16 protein-coding genes are annotated in these 21,887 nt (G+C 64.5%); 8 read left to right on the top strand and 8 right to left on the bottom strand.

The genetic code is table 11. From position 1 onward, the window contains the following. Positions 1-11 precede the first annotated feature (11 nt). From pntB to ACYVB7_RS18130, 3 genes are all read left to right on the top strand, one after another. Entirely contained in the window at positions 12-1,424 is a 1,413-nt protein-coding gene (pntB, locus tag ACYVB7_RS18140; RefSeq protein WP_460510074.1) for an NAD(P)(+) transhydrogenase (Re/Si-specific) subunit beta, read from the top strand. Positions 1,425-1,600: 176 nt separating this feature from the next. After that, positions 1,601-3,286: an acyl-CoA synthetase family protein gene (locus ACYVB7_RS18135; RefSeq protein WP_460510072.1), complete on the top strand. Its 1,686-nt coding sequence runs from the start codon at positions 1,601-1,603 to the stop codon at positions 3,284-3,286. Between the two features lie 2 nt (positions 3,287-3,288). Continuing rightward, positions 3,289-4,065: a 5'-methylthioadenosine/S-adenosylhomocysteine nucleosidase gene (locus tag ACYVB7_RS18130; RefSeq protein WP_460510070.1), complete on the top strand. Its 777-nt coding sequence runs from the start codon at positions 3,289-3,291 to the stop codon at positions 4,063-4,065. 52 nt (positions 4,066-4,117) lie between these two features. On the opposite strand, the gene corA is transcribed toward ACYVB7_RS18130, so the two are convergent. Both corA and ACYVB7_RS18120 read right to left on the bottom strand, forming a co-directional pair. Then, positions 4,118-5,107, bottom strand: a complete 990-nt coding sequence (gene corA, locus ACYVB7_RS18125) for a magnesium and cobalt transport protein CorA (RefSeq protein ID WP_460510068.1) — start codon at positions 5,105-5,107, stop codon at positions 4,118-4,120. A 183-nt stretch (positions 5,108-5,290) separates the two neighbouring features. Beyond that, complete coding sequence (locus ACYVB7_RS18120) at positions 5,291-6,871, bottom strand: M48 family metalloprotease (protein WP_460510066.1); 1,581 nt, start codon at positions 6,869-6,871, stop codon at positions 5,291-5,293. Positions 6,872-6,951: 80 nt separating this feature from the next. On the opposite strand from ACYVB7_RS18120, the gene ACYVB7_RS18115 reads away from it, so the two are divergent. The 4 genes from ACYVB7_RS18115 to ACYVB7_RS18100 all read left to right on the top strand — a co-directional run bounded on the left by ACYVB7_RS18115 (position 6,952) and on the right by ACYVB7_RS18100 (position 13,108). Then, a complete protein-coding gene (locus ACYVB7_RS18115; RefSeq protein WP_460510064.1) occupies positions 6,952-9,231 on the top strand; it encodes a sensor domain-containing phosphodiesterase in 2,280 nt (759 codons plus the stop codon). 68 nt (positions 9,232-9,299) lie between these two features. Continuing rightward, positions 9,300-9,536 (top strand): glutaredoxin family protein, encoded by a 237-nt coding sequence (locus ACYVB7_RS18110; protein WP_460510062.1) that lies wholly within the window; start codon positions 9,300-9,302, stop codon positions 9,534-9,536. Between the two features lie 22 nt (positions 9,537-9,558). Further along, positions 9,559-11,583: an ATP-binding protein gene (locus tag ACYVB7_RS18105; RefSeq protein WP_460510060.1), complete on the top strand. Its 2,025-nt coding sequence runs from the start codon at positions 9,559-9,561 to the stop codon at positions 11,581-11,583. A 13-nt stretch (positions 11,584-11,596) separates the two neighbouring features. Further along, complete coding sequence (locus ACYVB7_RS18100; protein ID WP_460510059.1) at positions 11,597-13,108, top strand: hybrid sensor histidine kinase/response regulator; 1,512 nt, start codon at positions 11,597-11,599, stop codon at positions 13,106-13,108. 113 nt (positions 13,109-13,221) lie between these two features. Here ACYVB7_RS18100 and ACYVB7_RS18095 read toward each other — a convergent pair whose 3' ends face one another. From ACYVB7_RS18095 to ACYVB7_RS18075, 5 genes are all read right to left on the bottom strand, one after another. Further along, on the bottom strand, positions 13,222-14,703 hold the full coding sequence (locus ACYVB7_RS18095; protein ID WP_460510057.1) for a helix-turn-helix transcriptional regulator: 1,482 nt from the start codon (positions 14,701-14,703) through the stop codon (positions 13,222-13,224). Positions 14,704-14,970: 267 nt separating this feature from the next. Beyond that, positions 14,971-15,429, bottom strand: coding sequence for a hypothetical protein (locus ACYVB7_RS18090; protein WP_460510055.1), 459 nt, complete (start codon positions 15,427-15,429; stop codon positions 14,971-14,973). A 52-nt stretch (positions 15,430-15,481) separates the two neighbouring features. Beyond that, positions 15,482-16,279, bottom strand: coding sequence for a hypothetical protein (locus ACYVB7_RS18085; protein WP_460510053.1), 798 nt, complete (start codon positions 16,277-16,279; stop codon positions 15,482-15,484). Between the two features lie 113 nt (positions 16,280-16,392). Next, positions 16,393-17,226: an EscT/YscT/HrcT family type III secretion system export apparatus protein gene (sctT, locus tag ACYVB7_RS18080; RefSeq protein WP_460510051.1), complete on the bottom strand. Its 834-nt coding sequence runs from the start codon at positions 17,224-17,226 to the stop codon at positions 16,393-16,395. 2 nt (positions 17,227-17,228) lie between these two features. Continuing rightward, a complete protein-coding gene (locus tag ACYVB7_RS18075; RefSeq protein WP_460510049.1) occupies positions 17,229-17,750 on the bottom strand; it encodes a type III secretion protein in 522 nt (173 codons plus the stop codon). A 256-nt stretch (positions 17,751-18,006) separates the two neighbouring features. Here ACYVB7_RS18075 and ACYVB7_RS18070 point away from each other — a divergent pair, with 256 nt between their 5' ends. Then, positions 18,007-19,812 (top strand): phage tail family protein, encoded by a 1,806-nt coding sequence (locus tag ACYVB7_RS18070; protein ID WP_460510047.1) that lies wholly within the window; start codon positions 18,007-18,009, stop codon positions 19,810-19,812. A gap of 84 nt (positions 19,813-19,896) precedes the next feature. Here the strand turns inward: ACYVB7_RS18070 and xopF2 are convergent, their stop codons facing one another. Further along, the gene (xopF2, locus tag ACYVB7_RS18065; protein ID WP_460510045.1) at positions 19,897-21,885 is read right to left on the bottom strand and encodes a type III secretion system effector XopF2; all 1,989 of its coding nucleotides are present in this window, start codon (positions 21,883-21,885) and stop codon (positions 19,897-19,899) included. Positions 21,886-21,887 lie beyond the last annotated feature (2 nt).

Here is a 21,887-nt window from a genome sequence, read left to right as displayed (position 1 = left end):
GGAAGACAACCATGTCCCAAAGCCTTTCCAACATGGCCTACCTGGGGGCGGCCGTCCTGTTCATCCTGAGCCTGGGCGGCCTGTCCAACCCCGAAACCTCGCGCCGGGGCAACCTCTTCGGCATGATCGGCATGGCGCTGGCCGTGCTGGCCACCGTGTTCGGCCCGCGGGTCACGCCCTCGGGCGTGGCCTGGATCGTCATGGCGCTGGTGGTGGGGGGCGGCATCGGCATGTACGCCGCCAAAGTGGTCAAGATGACCCAGATGCCCGAACTGGTGGCCCTGATGCACAGCCTGGTGGGTCTGGCCGCCTGCCTGGTGGGGTTTGCCAGCTACGTGGACACCTCGGTGCCATTTTCCGGGGCCGAGAAGGTCATCCACGAGGTGGAAATTTACGTGGGCATTTTGATCGGGGCGGTCACGTTCTCGGGCTCGCTCATTGCGTTCGGCAAGCTCAACGGCAAGATCGGTGGCAAACCGCTGCTGCTGCCGGGTCGCCACTGGCTCAACCTGGCGGCGCTGCTGGTGGTCATCGGGTTCGGGCGTGAGTTCATCCATGCGCACGACACGGCCAGCGGCATGCTGCCCCTGCTGGTGATGACGGTCATCGCGCTGCTGTTCGGCATCCACATGGTCATGGCCATTGGCGGGGCCGACATGCCGGTGGTGGTGTCCATGCTCAACAGCTACTCGGGCTGGGCGGCGGCGGCCACCGGCTTCATGCTGAACAACGACCTGCTGATCGTCACCGGTGCGCTGGTGGGTTCGTCCGGGGCCATCCTGAGCTACATCATGTGCAACGCCATGAACCGCAACTTCATCAGCGTGATCGCGGGCGGGTTCGGCTCGGGCGGCGGTGCACCCGCCAAGTCGGGTGAAGCCGCCGCGCCCCAGGGCGAGGTGGTGCCGGTGAGCGCCACCGAAACCGCCGAGATGCTGCGCGAGGCCAAGAGCGTGATCATCGTGCCCGGCTACGGCATGGCCGTGGCCCAGGCCCAGCACACGGTGTTCGAGATCACCCGCACCCTGCGCGACAAGGGCGTGAACGTGCGTTTTGCCATCCACCCGGTGGCGGGCCGCATGCCCGGCCACATGAACGTGCTGCTGGCCGAGGCCAAGGTGCCTTACGACATCGTGATGGAGATGGACGAGATCAACGCCGACTTCCCCGAGGCCGACATCGCCATGGTCATCGGTGCCAACGACATCGTGAACCCCGCCGCCCAGGACGACCCCACCAGCCCCATCGCCGGAATGCCGGTGCTGGAGGTGTGGAAGGCCCGCACCTCCATCGTGATGAAGCGCTCCATGGCCAGCGGTTACGCCGGGGTGGACAACCCGCTGTTCTACAAGGACAACAACCGCATGCTGTTTGGCGACGCCAAGAAGATGCTGGACGAGGTGCTGGGGGCCCTGAAGGCCTGACGCCGTTTCACCCCCATGGGCCCAAAACACAGGGGTGTCGCCATTTAGGGAGACACCCCTTTTTTTGGTTTTCCCTCTGTCAGATTCGCGTCAGTACACGCCAAAATGGCTGAGAATGCCGCAATAAGCGAACGGTTGTTCGTTTATGAATCAAATACAACATGGAGACTGTGCACATGAATGCATCCGCCAACCGCCCCTGGCTTTCTGCGTACCCCCCCGGCGTGCCTGCCGACATCGACGTGGCGCAATACCAGTCGCTGGCCCAGCTGATGGAGGTGAGCTTCAAGCAGTTTGCCCATCGGCCTGCGTACAGCTTCATGGGCAAGGACATGACCTACGCCCAGGTGGACAGCCTCTCCACCGCGTTGGCCAGCTATTTCCAGGGTCTGGGTCTGGTCAAGGGCGACCGCATCGCCATCATGATGCCCAACGTGCCGCAGTACCCGGTCACGGTGGCGGCCATCCTGCGGGCCGGTTTTGTGGTGGTCAACGTCAACCCGCTGTACACCCCGCGCGAGCTGGAGCACCAGCTCAAGGACTCCGGGGCCAAAGCCATCGTCATCATCGAGAACTTTGCGCACACGCTGCAAGCCTGCCTGGCCAACACGCCGGTCAAGCATGTGGTGCTGGCGTCCATGGGTGATTTGCTGGGGGCCTTGAAGGGCGGCATCGTCAACTTCGTGGTGCGCGTGGTCAAGAAGATGGTGCCGCCGTTCAACCTGCCCATGGCCGTCCGCTTCAACGAGGCGCTGGCCCAGGGCACCAAAGGCACCCTGACCCCGCCCGACATCAAGCCGGACGACGTGGCGGTGCTGCAGTACACCGGCGGCACCACGGGCGTGAGCAAGGGGGCCGTGCTGCTCAACCGCAACGTCATTGCCAACGCCCTGCAGTCCGAAGCCTGGAACGCCCCCGTGGTGGGCAACATCCCCAAGGAGGAGCAGTACACCTCGGTGTGCGCCCTGCCGCTGTATCACATCTTCGCGTTCACCGTGAACATGATGCTGACCCTGCGCATGGGCGGCAAGACCATCCTCATCCCCAACCCGCGCGACATGCCCGCCGTGCTGAAAGAGCTGAGCAAACACACCTTCCACAGCTTTCCGGCGGTCAACACCCTGTTCAACGGCCTGGCCAACCACCCGGACTTTGGCACGGTGAATTGGAAAAACCTCCGTGTGTCACTGGGCGGTGGCATGGCCGTGCAGCACGCCGTGGCCCACCTGTGGCTGGAGAAGACGGGCTGCCCCATCGTGGAGGGTTATGGCCTGTCGGAAACCAGCCCGTCAGCCACCTGCAACCCCGTCACGTCCACCGAGTTCACCGGAACCATTGGCGTGCCCCTGCCCAACACCTGGCTGCGTTGCCTGGATGACGATGGCAACGACGTGCCCCTGGGCGAACCCGGCGAAATCGCCATCAAAGGCCCGCAAGTCATGGCGGGTTACTGGCAACGCCCGGATGAAACCGCCAAGGTCATGACCGCCGACGGCTACTTCAAGACCGGCGACATCGGGGTCATGAACGACAAGGGCTTCTTCAAGATCGTGGACCGCAAGAAGGACATGGTGCTGGTCAGCGGCTTCAACGTGTACCCCAACGAAGTGGAAGACGTGGTGGCCGACTGCCCCGGCGTGCTGGAATGCGCGGTGGTGGGTGTGCCCGATGCCAAGACCGGCGAGGCGGTGAAGCTGGTGATCGTCAAAAAAGACCACTCGCTGACCGAAGACGAGGTGCGTGACTTCTGCCGCCGCCACCTCACCGGCTACAAGCAGCCCAAGATCGTGGAATTCCGCACCGAGCTGCCCAAGACCCCGGTGGGCAAGATCCTGCGCCGCGAACTGCGCGACAAGAAGTAAACATGCCCCCCGTGCGCCTGGGCCTGATGGCCGCCTTGCCCCAGGAACTGCAAGCGGTGTTGGACCAAATGCCCGACGAGCACCGCGAAACGGTGGCGGGGCGGGTGTTCTGGCCCGGGCACCTGCAGGGGTGCGAGGTGGTGGCCGTGGTTTCGGGCATTGGCAAGGTGGCCGCGGCCACCACCGCCACCGTGCTGTTGCAACGCTACGGGGTCGACGGCATCGTGTTCACCGGGGTGGCAGGCGGCTTGGGCGATGGGGTGGCCGTGGGCGACGTGGTGGTGGCGTCGTCGCTGCTGCAGCACGACATGGATGCCTCGCCGCTGTTTCCCCGCCATGTGGTGCCGGGGCATGCGGCTGACCGCTGGGCCACCCACGCGCCCTGGGCCGATGCGCTGTTGACCGCCGCCCACGAGGTGCTGGGCGCGTTGCCACAACACGTGGGGGCCGACGCCATGGCCCGCCACGGGCTGCAGCAACCCCGCGCCCACCAGGGTCTGGTGGTCAGCGGCGACCGGTTTGTGTGCACCTCGACCGAAAGCCAGGCCCTGCGCCAGGCCCTGCCCGATGCCCTGGCGGTGGAGATGGAAGGGGCCGCCGTGGCCCAGGTGTGTGCTGATTTCGGAGTGCCGTTTGCCGCGGTGCGCACCATCTCAGACCGGGCCGACGACGACGCCCACCGCGATTTCGTCACCTTTGTGCAGGACGTGGCCAGCCGCTACAGCGCCCACATGGTGTTGTCCAGCCTGCCTCGGCTGAGTCGAGTGCTTGCAAATTAATAGCAAAAATACCAATTGCATCAAGCGCAAGAGGTGATTTTTGCCATGAGCATCACTTCAGCCATCCGCGCTTGCGGAAGTACAGCATGGGCACCAGCGCCGAAGCCGCCATCAGCCCCACCACATAGGGGTAGGCCGCACGCCCCAACAGCTCCACCTCGGGAATGGTGAGGTTCATGCCGTAGACGCTGGCAATCAGCGTGGGAGGCAGCAAGGCCACGCTGGCCACCGAGAAGATCTTGATGATCTTGTTCTGGTTGATGTTGATGAAACCGACGGTGGCATCCATCAGGAAGTTGATCTTGTCGAACAGGAAGGCGGTGTGGCCGTCCAGCGAGTCCAGGTCGCGCAGGATCTGGCGCGCTTCCTCAAACTGCTCCGACCCCAGCAGCCGGGTGCGCATCATGAAGCTGACGGCGCGGCGCGTGTCCATCACGTTGCGGCGGATGCGGCTGGACATGTCCTCGTGCCGGGCAATGGCCGCCAGCACTTCACTGGCCATGGCGTCGGTCACGTCGCCGGACAGCACCTTGCGGCTGACCTGCTCTAGGTCGTCGTAAATGTCTTCCAGGGTATCGGCGCTGTACTCGGCGTCGGCGTCAAACAGCTTGAGCAGCACGTCCTTGGCGTCGTCGATCAGGCCGGGCATGCGCCGTGCACGCATGCGCAGCAGGCGAAACACCGGCACGTCTTCGTCGTGGATGGAAAACAGCACACCACGGCTCTTGAGCTCGTCGTTCTGTTCGTTCAGGATGAAGGCCACGCGCACGGTGCGGGGGTCTTCCTCGTCGTCGATCAGGAAGTCGGAGCGGATGTGCAGCTCGCCGTTGTCTTCCTGGAAGAACCGTGCCGATTCTTCAATGTCGTCGTCCATGGCATCTTCGGGGATGCTCAGGCCGAAATGCTGCTTGACCCAGCGACGTTCTTCGGGGGTGGGATCTTCCAGGTCCACCCAGATGGGCTTGAACCGGGCCAGTTCTTCCAGCGATTCGATTTCTTCCTGGAACAGCCGACCATTGGCCAGCGTGAACACATTGAGCATGACTCAACTCCGTTGCAGGTGAGGGGCCGGTCTGCACCGCCAGGCGGTTGACCGAAAAAAGGGGGGTGGGCGTCGCTTTCAACCCCCGTGCCGTCCTCTGCAACAGCTCAACGGGTGATTGAAAGCGTGCCGCTAGGGCTGCTTTCCAATCCAGTCTCCAAAAATTGAGGTGGCGGGATTATGTCACCGCCGTTCGTCCTTTTGCTCTTCGCGCAAACGTTGGCTGAGCTCGCGCCAACGGGCGTCCAGGATGGACAGGTCCGTGTGGTCGGCTCGGGCCGCCGAGCCGGGTTGGCGCATCAGGTCACGCCCGGCTTGAAGCCGGTCCACCGCCCCCGCCAGATCCAGCGCCGCCAGCCGGGCTTCGGCCTCTGCACGGATGGCACGAATGGGCTGCCCCTGGGCATTCCAGGTGCGCGACAAGACCTGCCAGGCCTGCGCGTCGTCGGGGTGGTCCACCACCCACGACTGGAGGGCGTCGCTGGCTTGTGCGGCCTGCCCCAGTTCCAACCGGGCCACATTGCCCCACAACACGCCCGACCGCTCGCCCGACTGGGCGGCTTCGTCGGCCCAGCTCGTCCAGTGGGCCTCCTTGGGCCACCCCGCGGCCTGCCCCACTTCCAAGGCCAGGCACACCCAGGCCAGCCTCGCTTGCGGGTCGGCATCCGCGGATTGCGGCGCGGTGTTCACGCGCTTCACCGCGGCGGCATGGTTCTTGAGCCGGGACGCCGCCAAGGCCGAGCTGTAGGCCAGCACCCCGGGCGCCACGTCGGTCCCGGACACCGGCTGGCCGTCCGCCCAGGCATGAAGCCGATGGGTGTCGGGCTCGGTCAGGATCCGGGCCCGTGCCGCCATCTGCGCATGCCATGTGCGGGAGGTCTGCGTCGTTGCCACGGGAGGGCGAGCACTGCGCTGGGCGCTCAGTTGGGCCTGGCGGGTGGCCATGTCGGCAATGCGCTCGGTGGACAGCGGGTGGCTGCGCAGGTAAGGGAACGATCCGTCGTCGCTGAGTCGGGCCGCTTGTTGAAGCTTGCCGAACATGGACACGAAACCCAGGCCGTCAAACCCCGCTTCGGTCATCACGCCGAACCCCACGCGGTCGGCTTCCCGCTCCATGTCGCGAGAGAAATTGAGTTGGGTTTGCATGGCGGCGGCTTGCCCGCCCACCATGGCCGCCTGGGCCACGTCCACGTTCTTGGCCTTGCTGGCGGCAATGGCGCCCAGCACCATGGCGCCGATGATCCAAGGGGTTTGCCGGTCCTGCTGCGCCACCATGCGCGAAATGTGACGCTGGGCCACGTGGGACAACTCGTGGGCCAGCACCGAGGCCAGTTCGTCGGTCGAGCCCACCGTGGCCATCAACCCCAGGTTGACGCCCAGGTAGCCCCCCGGCAACGCAAATGCATTGACGCTGCGGTCCTTGATGAGCATCAGCTTCCAGGCAAAGCGGTCGGCCATGTCGGCGTCCAGTTGGCCTTGCGTTTGGGCCGTGTGCAACAGCGGTTGCCACACGTGGCGCAGGTAGTCGGTGAGGGCCGGGTCTTCGAAGTGGTCTGGGTCGCGCAGGATTTGCTGGGCGATTCGGTCTCCCAGCTTGCGCTCAGCCACCATGTCCAATCCACCGTTGTCACCCAGGCGGGGCAACGCGATGGCCGATTCGCGTGGCGCTGGGGCACCTCCCGCCGGGATGGCCAAACACAGGGACAGCGCCCCCAGGGCGTGAATCAGCCGCGTCCGGCGAAGGGATTTCGTGGGGTTCTTCATGACATGCTGCACGTTGCGGCCGATCGTAATGGTCAGTGGGTGCCTGTGGCGATAAGATTCCCCCACACTCTCCGGGTTCCATGCGCTCCAAACCTTCCCACCGTCGACACTCGCCGCAGCATGGCTGGATTGCGGTGTGGATGCATGCCGTGGTGATTGCCGCACTGTCGGTGCTCGCCAACGTCGCAGGGGTGCAACAGCTGTGGCTGCCGTTGCTGTGGCCCGCGGCGGGCATGGGGTTTTCCTTGCTCCTCACCCGGGGGCACAAGGCCATCTGGTCCTTGAGCCTGGGGGTGATGGCCTGGTCGGCCCTGACCCACCCGGAGGCCTTGTTCATGGCCCCCGTGGTGGCCGCAGCCACCGGGGTGGGACAGTGGTTGGCCTGGAAGCGCCTGCAAGTCCGGTTTGCGGGCACCTCACAGCCGTTTGCCCGCATGATCACGGTCATTGCGTTCCTGCGGGTGCAAGGCATGCTGGCGGCACCGGTGTCGTCATTGATCCTCACCGTGGGCTGGGTCCTGTGGCAACCACAAACCCCGTGGATGCGCCTGGCCTGGATGTGGGGTGCACACTGGGTGTTGTTCCTGGCCAGCACGGTGTTGGTGGCCCCACTCACCTGGGAGTGGCTGATTGCCCGCACCCGTGGAGGGCATCAGCGGTTCTTCGACAAGGCGCTGGAGGCGTTTCGGGCGGATTGGCGCACCTTGTCGGCCATCGTGCTGCTGACCTTGACCGCCGGCGCTTTCTGGACATGGCAGCTGCCCGTGCAGGCCCGGGCAGCCATCATCTTGATGCTGCCTTTTTTGGTGTGGGACGCCACCCGTGCCGGCTCGCTCACCATCCACCTGATGACCTTGCTGACCGGGGTGCTTTCCTTGGTGGTGGCCAAATTCACCCTGCCTGCCGCGGGTGTTCCCGCTCTGGTGCGGGCCACGGAACTGAGTTGGTTGGTGCTGGCCGTGGCCGTGGGCATCATGGCCGTGCAAGTCCTTCAGGTGACCGCGCATGAGCGACGTCTGGCGCTGCGCAGGTTGGAACGTCAGGCCGACACCGATCCACTGACCAACCTCCTCAGCCTCTCGGGCCTGTACCGGAAGTTCGAAGAGATGGGTGATCGGGTGGACGACGCCTCGGACACCCAGTTCAGCCATTTCGGAGAGGGTTCTCCTACACGGAGGCCGACCTTGGTCAGCGTCCAGATGACCAATGCCGACTCCATGGAGCAACTGCTGGGCACCAAACAAAGCGACATGGTGGAACGGTCCACCAGCGGCGCCCTGACGCAAGCTGCCCCCAAAGTGTTGTGGGCCCGGGTGTCCAAGGCGCATTTTGTGGGTTTGTTGCCCGGCGGCGGCGAAGAGCTGGATGCCTTGCTCACGCAGCTGAACTTTGCGGTGCTGGAGACCCGGGCCTTGGTCGATGAAAGCGTGGGACGCCCGATCTGGACCTTGGCGGCGGTGACGATCGAGTCCGACCCCAGCCCCCCCATTGAGGTGGTGATGGCCTGCCTGCGCCAGGCCGAGCAGATGGCTCAGGACAGCCGCCAGATTCAGGTGCTGCCGGTCGATCACGAGTCGGCCCAGGCCCTCAAACTCGAAGCCGAGCAGGCGGAGCGCATCCGCCTCATCATTCAGCAAAAGAAGCTGGTCCTGTTTGCCCAGCCCATTGTGGCCAATGTGGACACCAGCGCTCTCAAGCACAAGTACGAGGTGCTGATCCGCCTGAAAGACGACGCGGGCAACATCATTCCCCCCGGGGCCTTTCTGCCCGTGGCCATGCGCGCAGGTTTGATGCAGCTGCTGGACATGGCGGTCATGGAGCAGACCTTCCAGTGGTTTGCCGCCCACCCGAAAGCGCTGGAGGCCTTGAGCCATTGCGCCATCAACCTCTCCGGTCCCACCGTGGCCAGCCCCACCGTGGCCCAACGCATTGCCGATGGGCTGCGCATGCACAAATTGCCGGCGCACAAGTTCACGTTTGAAATCACCGAAAGCCAGGCCATTGCCAACCCAGGGCAGGCCACGGACACCATCCGCGCCATTCGGGAATGTGGTTGTCGCGTGGCCATTGACGACTTTGGCACCGGGGTGGCCACGTTCGACTACCTCAAGCGGTTTGACGTGGACTACATCAAGATCGACGGCGCGTTCATCAAGAGCCTGCTCAATGACCCCGTGGACCGGGTCATTGTGGAGTCCATGGTCAAGGTGGCGCACCAACTCAAGGTGCGCACGGTGGCGGAGTTTGTCAGCAGCCCGGCACTGCACCAGGCCGTCACGGCCCTGGGCGTGGACGAAAGCCAAGGTTTTGTGTTCGGGCAACCCAAGCCGCTGCACGAATGGTTTGACGAAGACCGCTGAAGACGGTCACCGCACGATCAATGTCGCCTGGCAGGCGATGATCGGCCTCATACACTTGGTGCATGAACATGAAAATCGTTGTGTACTCCAAATCCGCCTGTCAGCAGTGTGATGCCGCCAAGATGCTGCTCACATCGCGTTCGTTGCCCTTTGAAGAAATCAAGATCGACGACGACGCCCAGCGCCAAGCGTTTTATGCCCAGTGTGGTCCGTCGGTGCGGCAAATGCCGCAAATCTTCATCAACGAGCAGCGCGTGGGCGGGCTGGCCGGTTTGCAGGCGGCCCTGACCCAACTGGGCCGGTAACCCACGTTCCAAGGTGCACCGCATGAACGCAAGCAGTACCCTTTCCCTGCCCGCTGGCGCGGGTGCCGACGACCGGGAGGTGCTCCGCCGCGAGTTGGCCCGGCGCTTGGCCAAACAGGAAATGGCCTCCAGCCTGTTTGCGTTTCTGGGATACGGTCCCCAGGCCTACATGGCCAAAGGGGCGGTTCCCGATGCAATGCTGCTCATCTGGCTGGTGACCCTGGTGGTGGCGGAAATGTTCAGTGCCACCACCTGCTATTTTCTGAAGCGCTCGTTGGACAACCCGGTCCGGCGTCAGCGCCTCACATCGTTGTTGATGGTCTGCGTGGGCATCAGCGGCAGCATCTGGGGCAGCGTCATCCTGATGCCGGGGCTGCACGACAACCCCACCACCGGGGCCTTGCAGGCCACGGCCATCGGCATCGTGGCCATTGCCTCCACCCAGGCCATGGCCACCCACCCGGGCTGCCTGGCCATGTACACCTTGGGCATTTTGTGGCCCACGGTGGTTTCGGGGTTTGCCGATGGGGGGCTGCCTGTGGCGTTCGGCGTGGCGGCCATCGGGCTTTACTTGATGTGCCAGGTCTACGGATTGACCACCCGCAAACTGGTGGTGGAGGCCATCCAGGCGGAACAGGCCATTCGCAAAGGCAAGGAAGCGGCCGAAGCCGCCAACCGGGCCAAGAGCGTGTTCTTGTCCAACATGAGCCATGAGCTGCGCACGCCGCTCAACGCCATCCTGGGGTATGCCCAGCTCTTGTCCCGGCAGGACGGGTTGACCGCCCAGCAGCGGCGCCAGATCAACGTCATGCACGCCAGCGGCGAACACCTGCTGACCTTGATCGGCGACATCCTCGACCTCAGCAAGATCGAGGCCCAGAAACTGAGTTTGGCGTTGGCTCCCCTGTCCCCTGTGGCGTTGTTCGAGCAGGTGGTGGACATCACCCGCCCGCGTGCCCTGCAAAAAGGGCTGGACCTGCGGCTGGAGTTGAGCACACCGTTTCCCGCCTGGGTTCGGGGCGACGAAAGCCGCCTGCGGCAGGTGTTGCTCAACCTGCTGGCCAACGCCATCAAGTTCACGCCGTCGGGCTCGGTGGTGTTGCGGGCGTCCTATGGTGCGGGTCACGGCCAGACCCTGGTGTGCGAAGTGACGGACACCGGCATTGGCATTCCCCGCGACCAACTGGACGCCATCTTCGAGCCCTTCACCCAGCTCACCCCCGACACCCAAGGGCGCGAGGGGGTTGGCTTGGGGCTGCCCATTTCGCGCAGCCTGGTCTCCCTGATGGGGGGCACCCTTTCAGTTTCCAGTGTCCCGGGCGAGGGCAGCACCTTCCGTCTGGCGGTTGCCTTGCCCGAAACGCCAGCCCACCGGCCCTGTGACGCCACCGATGACCGGAACATTTCCGGCTACCTGGGCGTGCGTCGGCACATCCTGGTGGTGGATGACAACCCGGTCAATGCGGTGTTGCTGCAAGACATCCTGACGCCCCTGGGGTTCGACGTGCGTATTGCATCCGGCGGGCAGGAGGCTTTGCAACTGGCCCAGGCCACTCGTCCCGACCTCATCCTGCTGGACCTGGTCATGCCGCAATGGGATGGTGTCGCCACCCTTCAGGCCTTGCGTGCCGACACCCAGCTGAGCGCGGTGCCGGTCATTGGTTTGTCGGCCTCCAATGCCGACGGGGATCGCAAGCAAGCCTTTGTGGACGCCTGCAATGCGTTCTTGAAAAAGCCGGTTCAACTGGGTGAGTTGTTGCCCACCTTGCAGCGCTTGCTGCACCTGACGTGGCAGCGAACCGCGGACGATGCACCGTCCACCGCCACCACCACCGCGACACTCCAACCCGCCGCGTTGGCAGCCCAGTCCACGGCATGGCGCGCGGCCCTGACCGAAGCGGCTCTGAGCCTGGACGGGGAAAAGATGCGCGAACTCATTGCGCAAATCGCCTCCACGGACGCGGCCTTGGCCACGGCCCTGTCGGAGATGGTGGGTCGATTCGACTACCAGGCCATCCTGGATGCGCTGGAAGCCAGCCGCACCTGACGCAGGAGAGTGCATGCCACACCACGGAAGCATCCTGGCCGTTGACGACACCGAGGCTTCCTTGCAGATCCTCAGCGACCTTTTGAGGGAAGCCGGGCACTCGGTCCGCACGGCCTTGAGCGGAAAGCTGGCGTTGTTGTCGGCCGCCCACCGGGTGCCTGACCTCATCCTTCTGGACATTCGAATGCCCGGCATGGACGGCTTCGAGGTGTGTCGACAGCTCAAGGCCCAAGCCGACACGCGGGATGTGCCGGTGATCTTCATCAGTGCCCTGTCGGACACCGATGAGAAGATCCGCAGTTTCCAGCTCGGCGCCGTGGACTACGTGACCAAACCCTTCCAGCGCGACGAGTTGTTGGCCCGGGTGTCCACCCACATCCATTTGCGGCGCATGCAGTTGCAGGTGCACACCCAGAACGAAGAGTTGCGCCAGTACCGTGCGCAGCTGGAAGACCTGGTGGCCCAGCGCACGGCGGAACTGCAAAACAGCAACCAGCGCCTGAAGCTCATGAGTTATGCCCTGGACCAGGTACGCGAAGCGGCGTACCTGATTGGCCCGGAAGGGACGTTTCATTACGTCAACCAGGAGGCCTGCCGTGCCCATGGCTACAGCGCCGAAGAGTTGGGCCAGATGCACCTGCGGGACATCGATCCGAACTTCTCCGAAGAGTTTTTTTCCGCCCACTGGCGAACGTTCACGCCGACGGACGCCAGCACCTTTGAAACCTTGCACCGTCGACGTGACGGCTCGGTGTTCCCGGTGGAAGTTCACAGCAGCATCATCCGGTTCGATGGCCGCGACCTGTCGCTGTCGCTGGCCCGGGACATCAGCGAACGCAAAGAGGCGGAACAGCGTTTGCACGACTCGTATGCCCAGTTGCAGGTGCTGAACTCCCGCCGAGAGTCGGACCGTGAAGACGAACGCAAGCGCATCGCGCACGAGCTCCATGACGAACTGGGCCAGTGTTTGACGGCCCTTCGCATTGGCATCAGCACCCTCCGTTACCGCGAAGAGCGAGACAGCGCCTGGCTGGATGGGCGGCTGGTGGCACTCACCGCCCAGGTGGACGACACCATCCGGGTGGTGCGCTCGGTCACGGTGGCGCTGCGTCCCCCGGTGCTGGGCATGGGCATTGGCCCGGCCCTGGAGTGGTTGGTGGCCCAGTTCCAGAAAACCACCGACCTGAGCTGCGAGGTGCACATTCCCTCTGACTTCTGCGGCTTGACCGAGGCCGCCTCCGTGGCGCTGTACCGCATTGTTCAGGAAGCACTGACCAATGTGGCTCGCCATTCACAGGCCCGCACGGTGCGCATTTTCGGTCAGCACAACGGCGGTGGCTGCCAGTTGAACATTGTGGACGACGGTTCCGGCATCCACGCCTGGGCGTTGGACGGTCCATCCTTGGGCTTGCTGGGCATGCGGGAGCGTGCCCAGCAACTGGGGGGCACGGTGGTGGTGGATGCGGCCCCAGGGCGGGGCACACGGGTCAGTGTCTGGATTCCCAGCCAACACGCCGACACCTGACCGGCGGAGTCCTGGGGCAAAAAATTCAAAGGTATTTTGCCGCCTAGCGCTTTATTCAAAAGCGCAAGCAGCTCTTATTTTTATAGCAGCCAGACCACAATGCCGGGTGCCTGTCAGGCCTCGCAGCCAGCGCCGCCCATGTCCGAGCCCATGCCGCGCAAGGTTTGCGTGGGCGTCTGGTCAAAGCGCGAGCGGTAGTTGTGCACCAGCGTGGACCGGTTGCGCACGCCCCAGCGGGAGGCCACTTCCAACACCGCGGCGCTGCCGCCCTGGTCTTGCAGGTCCTGGTGGATGTTTTCCATGCGGCGGGTGCGGATCAGCTCCGCCGGGGTGATGCCCAGGTGCGCCCGGAAGGCCAGTTGCAGCGCCCGCTCGGTCACGTCGACGTGGGCCGCCACCTGCCGCACCGAGAGGTTTTCGTCGGTCAGGTGGTCCAGGATGAACTGGTAGGCGCGGCGGTAGCGCAGCGGCAGGCGCATCTTGGCGGGATCACCCGCGTCGGCCTGCTTGGCCTGTTGCAAAAAGGCGGGCGTGCGGCTGACGGTGGCGTAGCTGCGCAGGGCCTGAACGGCCTGCTGGGTGTGCAGGCGGTACAGGCGCAAGGCGTCGATGTGGCGGCCTTGGTGCTGGTGCAACTTGGCCAGGCAGTATTGCAATTCCAGCGCGTAGCGGCTGCGGCGCATCTGCATTTCATTGAACGTGAGCGGGGCCAACATTTCCGACGCGGCGTGGGTGGCGTCGCGCGCCATCAGCATCAGTGCCCCTTCAATGCGGACGTGGGTTTCAACCTCGCTCAGGCGGCGCTCCCGCAGCCAGGCCAGGGCGTCGTTCACATGCGCGGCGGCACGCGGGCCCACGCAGTCTTTTTCCAGCATGCTGCGCAGGTAGCGCATGCGGGTGGCCACCCACGGGGCCCAGGTTTGCACCTGGGTCGCCGCTTCGCCCAATTGGCGGTGCAGGGTGGCGTGGTCGAGCAGGTCTGCCGCGCCGTCCTGGAACACCGTGCCCAGCGCGTGGTCGTCCATGGACTCACCGGCCCGTTCGCTGTGCAGCGTGGACAAGTCCAGGGCCAGGCAGTCGATCAGTTGCGCAAAGCGTTCGTTGGCCAAGGAAGCGGCCAGGTGGCGTGCCGCCTTGACCGAATTCAGGGCGCTGCGGCAGTCACCCGAGCGGTGCATGGACAGGGCTGCGGCGGCCATGGCCTCGATGCGGGCCTCCACCGGGGCGCGGGTGTCATCGGCCACGGTCACAAAACATTCCAGGGCACGGGCCGGGCGGTTGAGGTGCAGCAGCAGGGCACCTTGGTCCATGGTGCCGTACCAGCGCACCATGGGGCGGGAGATGGTTTCGTAGCTCTTCAACTGGCGCTGGAACAGCTCCTCGGCCTCTTCCTCCCGACCACACGCCAGCATGATCCGGCCCAGCAACTGGCCCAGTGCGGCGCGTTGGCCTGCGGCTTCGGGGGTGGAAGGCAGGCGTTCGTAACGCTCGCTGCCCATGCGCAGGGCGCTGGGAATGTCACCTTGGAGCACCAGTTGGGCGAGGTCACGGTGCAGCACGCTGGCTCTCAGGGACGTCAGGGCAAGGACAAGCATGGTGGACTCCAGGAGAAGTTGAGACCGGGAAGGTCGATGGAGCTCATCCTAGTTTTAATACTTTGTTGAGAATTCACATCCTCACAGCGAAATCCTCACAGATTCTTGCTTCGCATCGCATTCCATGGGCAAGCACCGCGCGTGCGCGGACCGGCCACGCCCCCCGGGCAAGCCATCTTCCCCGCTGGACCCGCACGACGAAAAGCCCGTGCGCCTTGTGGCGTACGGGCCTGGACAGGGACGCCCCCCGTGTGAGAGCAATGGGCGTTAACCGGCGAGCTGAGCCACCTTGGTACCGATGTCCTTGACCGTTTTGGCCACGGCTTCGTTCATGCCCTTTTGCATCTGCATCACGGCCATCTCGGTTTGGAAGCGCATGTTGATGGCGTTCATGTCGGCCATGGTTTTCATGGACTGATCGGCATCGACTTTGGCTTTGGCGGTGGCGTCGTTGCCGCCCTCCTTGTTGATGGTGGACAGGTCTGGCCCGGGGCGGCGAGGACCACCTGGACCTTGGGGAGCCTCGGGCTGGGGCGGCAGGCCAAACTGGGCACTCAACGACTGTCGGGGCGGCATGTCCGCCGAGACGGAATTGCGGGTGGCCATCCCCTGTGGCGCTGCAGGCGCGGCAGCGGGGCCGAAGTCCGATGGCTTGGCCAGCGGAGGTTGCAGGTCGGACGGTTTGACAAGCGCAGGTGCGACAGGGAGGTTGACAGCCATGTTCATGATGGACTCCAAGAATAGACTGGTGACAGTCAGGGGTGGGGGGGGGAAGGTTTCAGCGGGTTGGTGTGGAGGACAGGCCTTGCCGCCACAACGCGGCAAAGGCTTCGACAGTGGCCTTGGTCTCCCAAGCCGCACCGGTGAGCAGCGCCTGCGCCACGCGCCGGGCACCCACTTCATCGGCGAGTCGCTGCGCAGGCATGGTCAGCGACAACTCGGGCTCCTTGAGCACGTGACGCGTGATGCAGCGGGCGGTGTCGTGCAGCACATCCACCGCCAGCGTGGCCAATCCGGGCGACCAATCGGGCTCCAACTCGGCCCACAGGCGCTCCACAAACCGCTTGAAGCTGTTGGACTCGGAAATGGACACCAGCCCTCGCACCGTGTCGGCAGCCAGCTGAGACGACTGGGGCACGAAACACCGGGACACGTCGATCACCATCCGCTGCGCCGCCACGTCGAAGAACAGCGGCTGTTGCTGGGGGTCTCCCAGCATCTGGACCGTGTTGGCTGCCATCCGGAGGTAGGCGGGGGTGGTCACGTACACGTGGTCGAAGCGCCCCCGGAGAAACAGGCTGACCTCCGGGCTGTGCAGTGCACCCCGGCCTTGCATCAACTGCCCCAGCCGAAGCTGCAGCGACTGCATGCTGAAGTAGCGCAAGGTCAGCAGCGAATCGCTGCAATCGAAGGTGCCATGCACGGGCTTCCAGACGGTGTCCACACCGGCGTGAAGTTCGTCCAGGGTGTCTTCGGTCCCCCGGGCGCTGTGGCGCGGTATGGGCGGGTACAGGATGCTGTGAGGCTTGAGCAGCAAGGAGCTGCGCTCGGCACTCGGTCGGTGGGGAGCAGGCATGAGGTTCGCCTCCATTTCATGGGGTTACGCAGGTATCAGTGAGCATCCGGTTTGAGGGCGGTTGGTGCACGTCGCAAGCGAAGCGTCATCAGGACTCGCGAAGTCAGCCGCCCTCAATGGCCAGAGGGTTTGAGCCACACCGTCAGGTCCCGGGCCACGCTGTGCAGCGCCAGTTGGGGCTTGACTTGTTCGAAAAACACCGCCACCAGCATCACCAACATCAGCATGGCCACCGCCCCTTTGATGGGTTGGCCCAGGTTGTTGGGTTCGAGCTTGTCGGCCGTCTTGGCGATGAGGCCAATGCCCAGGTCGATGAGCAGCAGCACCATCACCACCGCGCTGGCGATCTTGACCACCACCTGCATGTAGCTGGACACCTGGACTTGCAGGAACCGCTCCAGCAGCTGCGACCACTCAGGCATGAGCTTGCCCAGCGGCCACCAATGGAACGACTCGAACAACAACCCCACCAGCGCGAGCATGCCGCCCAGCAGGTAAAAGCCACAGATGGCCAGTTGCGACAGCAGGTTGCCCACCGGCGTGCTCTGTTCGCCACTGAGCGGGTTGGTCTGTTGAACGTTGTTGTAGCCCGCCTGGTTGTCGATCAGCACCCCCACCCCTTCGGCCACCCAAAAGACCGTGGCGATGGCGTAGCCCAGCAGCAAACCGATCAGGCCCTCCTTGGCAATCATGGCCAGCAGCGTGAGCGTGCCCACGTTGTCCACCAGATGCAGGGGCTGCCCCGCGGTGATGAACAGGCCAATGGTCAAGGCCACGCCATTGCGCACCACGCCTTGCAGCACCTGATCGTTGCTCACGGGCAGCACCAGCAGGGCCACGTAGCCCCGCAAGCTGCACAAGGCCAGCAGCGTCAGCAGGCTTTTGGCCGATTCACCCAGGTTGATGATTGCCTCGGCACCGGCAAAAGGGTCGCCTGAGAGGGCCATGTTCAAGCCTCCTGCTGGGCCGCGGCGGCGGCGCTGCGCTGGGCGGCCAGCAGACGTGCGACGGACGCGTCTTCCGCTTCTTCGTCCTGCTGATCGTCTTGCTCCGCCTGGGCGGTGGCCAGGGCCTGTTCCAACCGCTGCTGACAGGCTTGCAACTGCTGCTCTCCCCGCTGGTATGCGCGAAGCGCCGCGTCGGACTGCTGTTGTGCGATGCCCACCTGTTGCTCGGCATGGCGAACGCGCTTGCCCGCTTCTGCGGTCATCTGCTCGGCCTCGGACAACAAGTGCTGCAGGGTCACCAAGTCGTTGGGACGAAAGCTCTGCTCCCCCCCCACCAAGGCCATCAGTCGTGCACGCTTCTCGTCCTCCACCGCCTGGGAATGGGCCTGCTCGCCAAGGACGCTGGCGAGCCCATCCATCTGCTCCTTCAACTTTCGGCGGCTGAGGTTGAGGGCTTCGTCCAGTTGCTCAAGTCGACGTTTCTTGAGCTTGACGAGCATGCGCAAGCTTTGGAGGTTGTTCATCACGGGTTCCATGGGAGCGACCCCCGTGCAACGGCCCGGGAGCGAACTGCCCGCCATCGTGGTGCCACCACGTCACGCGCATCACCCCCATGCGAAGCCATGTGAACGAGCGCGAAGCGACCGGACGACACACGCCCGAAACACCCTATGCACCGGGTCGTTTGCTTCGGACGCCCGGAGAGGGGTTCGCTTGCCCCACATCTCCCTGCTGAGGGCTCTGGACACTGCTGGACACCCCAACTGAAGGAGTTTTTTCATGTCCATGTCCACCACTTTGAACCGTCCAGATCTGGACTCACCGTCCTTTGCCATGCCTCCGCCGGATCCCAACAATCCGTTGGGAAGCGTGCCCGGCAAGCTGGGCGACATCTTGCGCAACGGCGGTCCGCTGGACAGCGGCATCCAGCGGCACATGGCTGGCAAGCACATCCTTGAAAACGCTGACCAGTACACCGACAGCCCCGTGCAATGGGAGGAAGCGCCCAAGACCAATGAATATGACCTGTGGAACAAAGAAAGCGGTGTGGCCGACAAACCCAAGGACCCACGCCTGAAGAAGGACAAGTCCACGGACACCCCGAACACTCTTGAAGAACACTTCAAGGCGGAAGACAAGCAAAACAGCAAACAGGCCGACGGCGGTGACAAGCCCTACAACCGCGACAAGTACTACGACAAGAACAAGGGCCACCTCGATGGCGGGCAGGCCACAGACTGGTTGAACCAGAAGGCCTACGAGACCAAGGCCCGAGAACAGGCCAAGGAGGCCGGGAACGACTCGGGCAAGTCCTCGTTCACCGAAACCAGCGTCAAACGCACCGGCCTGAGCGCCGACACCGCATACGGCAACTACACGCCCAACCTGAAAGAGAGCGCGTTGTCGGACGTCGAGATCGAGCGCAAAGCTTGGCACAAAGGACACGAAGACGTGAACCGCCTGAACGGCGGCGCGGGTTACACGCAAACCAATGCCGGTGTGTGGACGCTCGATGAAAAGGCCAAAAACGCGGGCACCGGATCGGTGGGCGCAGGTGCCCGGGGAGAAATTGCCAACGTCATCGACCTGCCAGGCAGTGGCGAGCTCACGCTCAAAGCCAACGGCATGGCTGGATTTGAAGCCAGCGGTGGCGGCAAGGCCAAGTTCAAAGCGACGGAAACCACCCTCAATGGCGGAGGCGAGGTGCGGGTGGGTGCGGCGGGCGAATTCGGCGGAACCTACCGACCGGCGACCTTCGAACCCAAGATTTTTGGGGCCCCCATCAACCTGTCGCCAGAAGTCAATTGGGCCGGGCGCGTGTTCAACGGGGCTGAGGCGGGCGCGAGCGCCAAGGCCGGTTGGCGGCTGGTGCCCGATCCCACCACCGGAAAGATGTCCCCCGAAGCCAGCATCGAGGCCAAGGGCTCCGCATTTGCCGGCGGCAAAGCCGAGGGCGAAGCCACCGTGGGCCTGGGGGGCGTGGGCAACGTGGGCGGCAGCGTGGCGGGGCTCTACGGCATTGGGGCCGAGGGCAAGGCCAAGATCGGTCTGGCCAAGGACGAGTCTGGCAAAACCAAACTGAAGTTCGAACTCAAGGGCGCACTGGCCTTGGGCTTGGGCTTGGGGGCCGGGATCAAGGGTGAGATCAACGTGGATGGGCTCATCCGTTTCGCCACCAATTTGGCCAAGGCCAATCGGGCGTTCATCAACAAGGTGAGCCATGGTGCGCAAACCGCCATCAATACCGTGAAGCACGGGCTTTCCACGGCTGTGAACGCGACCCAGGCTGCGGCCCACAAGGTGAAGGACTTCGCTGTGGACACGGCAAACAAGGTCAAGAACGGCGTGGAGACGGCGGTCGGAGCCGCCAAGACGGCCCTGGGGTCGGCGATGAACGCCGTCAAGAACGGTGTGACGGACGTGGTTGACGGGGCCAAGCACGTTGCAAAAACCGTCGTCGACAAGGCCAAGGACGTTGCCGAAAAGGTGGTGGACAAGGTCAAAGACGTCGCCGAAAAGGTGGGCGATGGCATCAAGGAAGGTGCCAAGAAAGTGGGCAACTTCTTCAAGGGCCTGTTCCATTGATGGGCTGAGCCTGAGGTTCCGATGGGTTGAACCTCAGGCCATCCAGCGCCACCCCGTGGGGCCATGAGCCCCCATGCCCCGTCCTCAATCGTTCTTGATGGGTTTGGTCCAGTTGAGCATGGCTTCGCGTTGCCGTGTGGCGCTCAGGGCGCCCTCCAGCGTGGCCATCACCGGCTTGAGGGACTCGGACACCGCCCCGTCCCCTTGGGCGGCATGGCGTTTCAAGTCGGCCAGCACCTGGGTCAGGGTTTGGGCCTGGATGGCTTGACCCGAAGGCAGGGCCTGCAGGGTGTGCAGAGCGCCCTGCAGGGCCCGCTGGTCGGCACCCACCGGCGCACCCAGGGCCCGTTCGGCCTGGCGAGCCAGGTCGGGCAAGGCCCCTTGAGCCTGTTTGGCGGTGTGCAACAGGCGCAGTTGCTGATTGCCGCGCCATTGGTCGAGAGAGGCGGCCAGGTCGAACGACGCTCCCTTGAGCGCGGCTTTGGAGGCCTGCCAGACAAAGTCGTTGGTGGCGCTTTGCGCAAACTGATGCAGCAGGTAGGCGTGCGAGTTGTGGGCTTCCCCGGGGCGGGCCGAAGAGGCCCCGTTGCGCAGCAATTGCGCCACCAGGGGGCCTGTGCCCGTGGAGAACACCGCGGCGAGGGTGTTGGACATCACCGCATGGGCCACGTTCAACACCCGGTCACGCACATCCCCGGCAGAGGGCATGAGGCCTTGGCCGCGCCAAGGGCCAGCCACAAAGTGCTTGGCCAAGGCGCCGGTCTCCATCAACGTCTCTCCGACCCGACGCGGCAGGTGGCCGATGTCGGCCAACGAAGCGGGGGGCAGATCCGGTTGGGGCAGCTTGGGGGTGAACAGGTTCAGCCGTTGCTGGCCGCCCAGCAGGTTGTCCACATCGGCAAAGGCGGGGGCCTTGAGCAGGCCCAGCCCCACCTTGGTGAGGCCACCGGCCGTGCCGGACGCCAGCACGGTGGCGGCACCCACGGTGCCGCCTTGCAGCATGGCTTTCGCAGGCATCAGGTACCGACGCAGGGCGTTGGCCACCCCGGTGACCGCAGGTTGGGCCAGCAGGCCCCAGCTGCGGGCCTGCAAGACGTCTTGGACGGACGCCAAGGTGCGGCGTTTTTGCTCCACCCCATGCTTCAACTCCTGCAACGTGGGTTGTTGAACCTGGGTGGACGCGGGCGCGTGCTCGGACAAGGGTTCCCAATACTCTTTCTTGCCATCCACCACCCGCAGCTGAACCGGGGCAGGGTCGGGCACCAAAGCCTTCAAGTCCACAGGTTTGAATTGCGGCACGTTGGACAGCTTCGCACGCCGGTCCATGGCGGTCAGCAGGGTGGAGTCCATGGCCAAGGCCGTGGCGCCCCCCACCGCCCCACCGATCACGGCGGGGTCGTAGGCGTTGTTGAGTTCCCCCAGGTTGACACGGTTGCCCTGGGAGTCGTGGCCGCTCAGTCGAGGGCCCAGAGCAGTGGAAATGGCCCCCGCCACCGGTGAGCGGGAAGCGGAGGACAAGAACTGGCGCACGCCGTCATACAACGCAGGCAACACGGCCGCGCCCAACTGCATTTGGCGATGGCCCTCCACGGAATACCCGCCGGTGCCAAACGCCTTTTCTCGCGCCGCCAGCACGCCTGCGGCCCAGTCGATGTACTGGCCCTCCAGCGCCTGCTGCGCCTCTCGCTGCGGCCCGGGCGGGGCCAGGAACTCCATGGCTTGCAACGCCGCCCCCATGCGCTCTTTGGGGGTAGCCCGTGGCAGATCGACCGGAGGCAGCCCCGCCGCGTTGGCGAGCCGGGCGATGTCAATCACGACCTCGTGCGGGGCAAAGGACGACACAGCGCTGACAAACCGCTCCGACGGCATGGCGCGTTCTTCGCGGGACAGCAGCGCCGCCCCGGCGCGGGGGGCCATGTCCAACGCGGACAGCGACAAAGACCCTAGGTCCAGCCGACCGAGCACATGGTGGGCCAAGGTGCTGGAGCGCAAGGGTGGTTCAGCGGGCGGTGGACCGACCGAAGGCGTCAGCGGACCGTGCGGCAGCGATTGGGTGCGAGAAACCGGCATCATGA

It is taken from the genome of Hydrogenophaga soli (assembly GCF_054777695.1).
The sequence above is the reverse complement of the archived record's forward strand: the minus strand, read 5'-3'. Positions and strand labels throughout refer to the sequence as shown.

What these genes read in the sequence shown, in the direction of transcription:
- ACYVB7_RS18105 (WP_460510060.1), top strand. Translation starts at nt 9,559, where the DNA reads ATGAACGCAAGCAGTACCCTTTCCCTGCCCGCTGGCGCGGGTGCCGAC.
- ACYVB7_RS18075 (WP_460510049.1), bottom strand. Translation starts at nt 17,750, where the DNA reads ATGAACAACCTCCAAAGCTTGCGCATGCTCGTCAAGCTCAAGAAACGT.
- ACYVB7_RS18095 (WP_460510057.1), bottom strand. Translation starts at nt 14,703, where the DNA reads ATGCTTGTCCTTGCCCTGACGTCCCTGAGAGCCAGCGTGCTGCACCGT.
- xopF2 (WP_460510045.1), bottom strand. Translation starts at nt 21,885, where the DNA reads ATGATGCCGGTTTCTCGCACCCAATCGCTGCCGCACGGTCCGCTGACG.
- ACYVB7_RS18110 (WP_460510062.1), top strand. Translation starts at nt 9,300, where the DNA reads ATGAAAATCGTTGTGTACTCCAAATCCGCCTGTCAGCAGTGTGATGCC.
- ACYVB7_RS18070 (WP_460510047.1), top strand. Translation starts at nt 18,007, where the DNA reads ATGTCCATGTCCACCACTTTGAACCGTCCAGATCTGGACTCACCGTCC.
- ACYVB7_RS18085 (WP_460510053.1), bottom strand. Translation starts at nt 16,279, where the DNA reads ATGCCTGCTCCCCACCGACCGAGTGCCGAGCGCAGCTCCTTGCTGCTC.
- corA (WP_460510068.1), bottom strand. Translation starts at nt 5,107, where the DNA reads ATGCTCAATGTGTTCACGCTGGCCAATGGTCGGCTGTTCCAGGAAGAA.
- ACYVB7_RS18120 (WP_460510066.1), bottom strand. Translation starts at nt 6,871, where the DNA reads ATGAAGAACCCCACGAAATCCCTTCGCCGGACGCGGCTGATTCACGCC.
- pntB (WP_460510074.1), top strand. Translation starts at nt 12, where the DNA reads ATGTCCCAAAGCCTTTCCAACATGGCCTACCTGGGGGCGGCCGTCCTG.
- sctT (WP_460510051.1), bottom strand. Translation starts at nt 17,226, where the DNA reads ATGGCCCTCTCAGGCGACCCTTTTGCCGGTGCCGAGGCAATCATCAAC.
- ACYVB7_RS18130 (WP_460510070.1), top strand. Translation starts at nt 3,289, where the DNA reads ATGCCCCCCGTGCGCCTGGGCCTGATGGCCGCCTTGCCCCAGGAACTG.
- ACYVB7_RS18100 (WP_460510059.1), top strand. Translation starts at nt 11,597, where the DNA reads ATGCCACACCACGGAAGCATCCTGGCCGTTGACGACACCGAGGCTTCC.
- ACYVB7_RS18115 (WP_460510064.1), top strand. Translation starts at nt 6,952, where the DNA reads ATGCGCTCCAAACCTTCCCACCGTCGACACTCGCCGCAGCATGGCTGG.
- ACYVB7_RS18090 (WP_460510055.1), bottom strand. Translation starts at nt 15,429, where the DNA reads ATGAACATGGCTGTCAACCTCCCTGTCGCACCTGCGCTTGTCAAACCG.
- ACYVB7_RS18135 (WP_460510072.1), top strand. Translation starts at nt 1,601, where the DNA reads ATGAATGCATCCGCCAACCGCCCCTGGCTTTCTGCGTACCCCCCCGGC.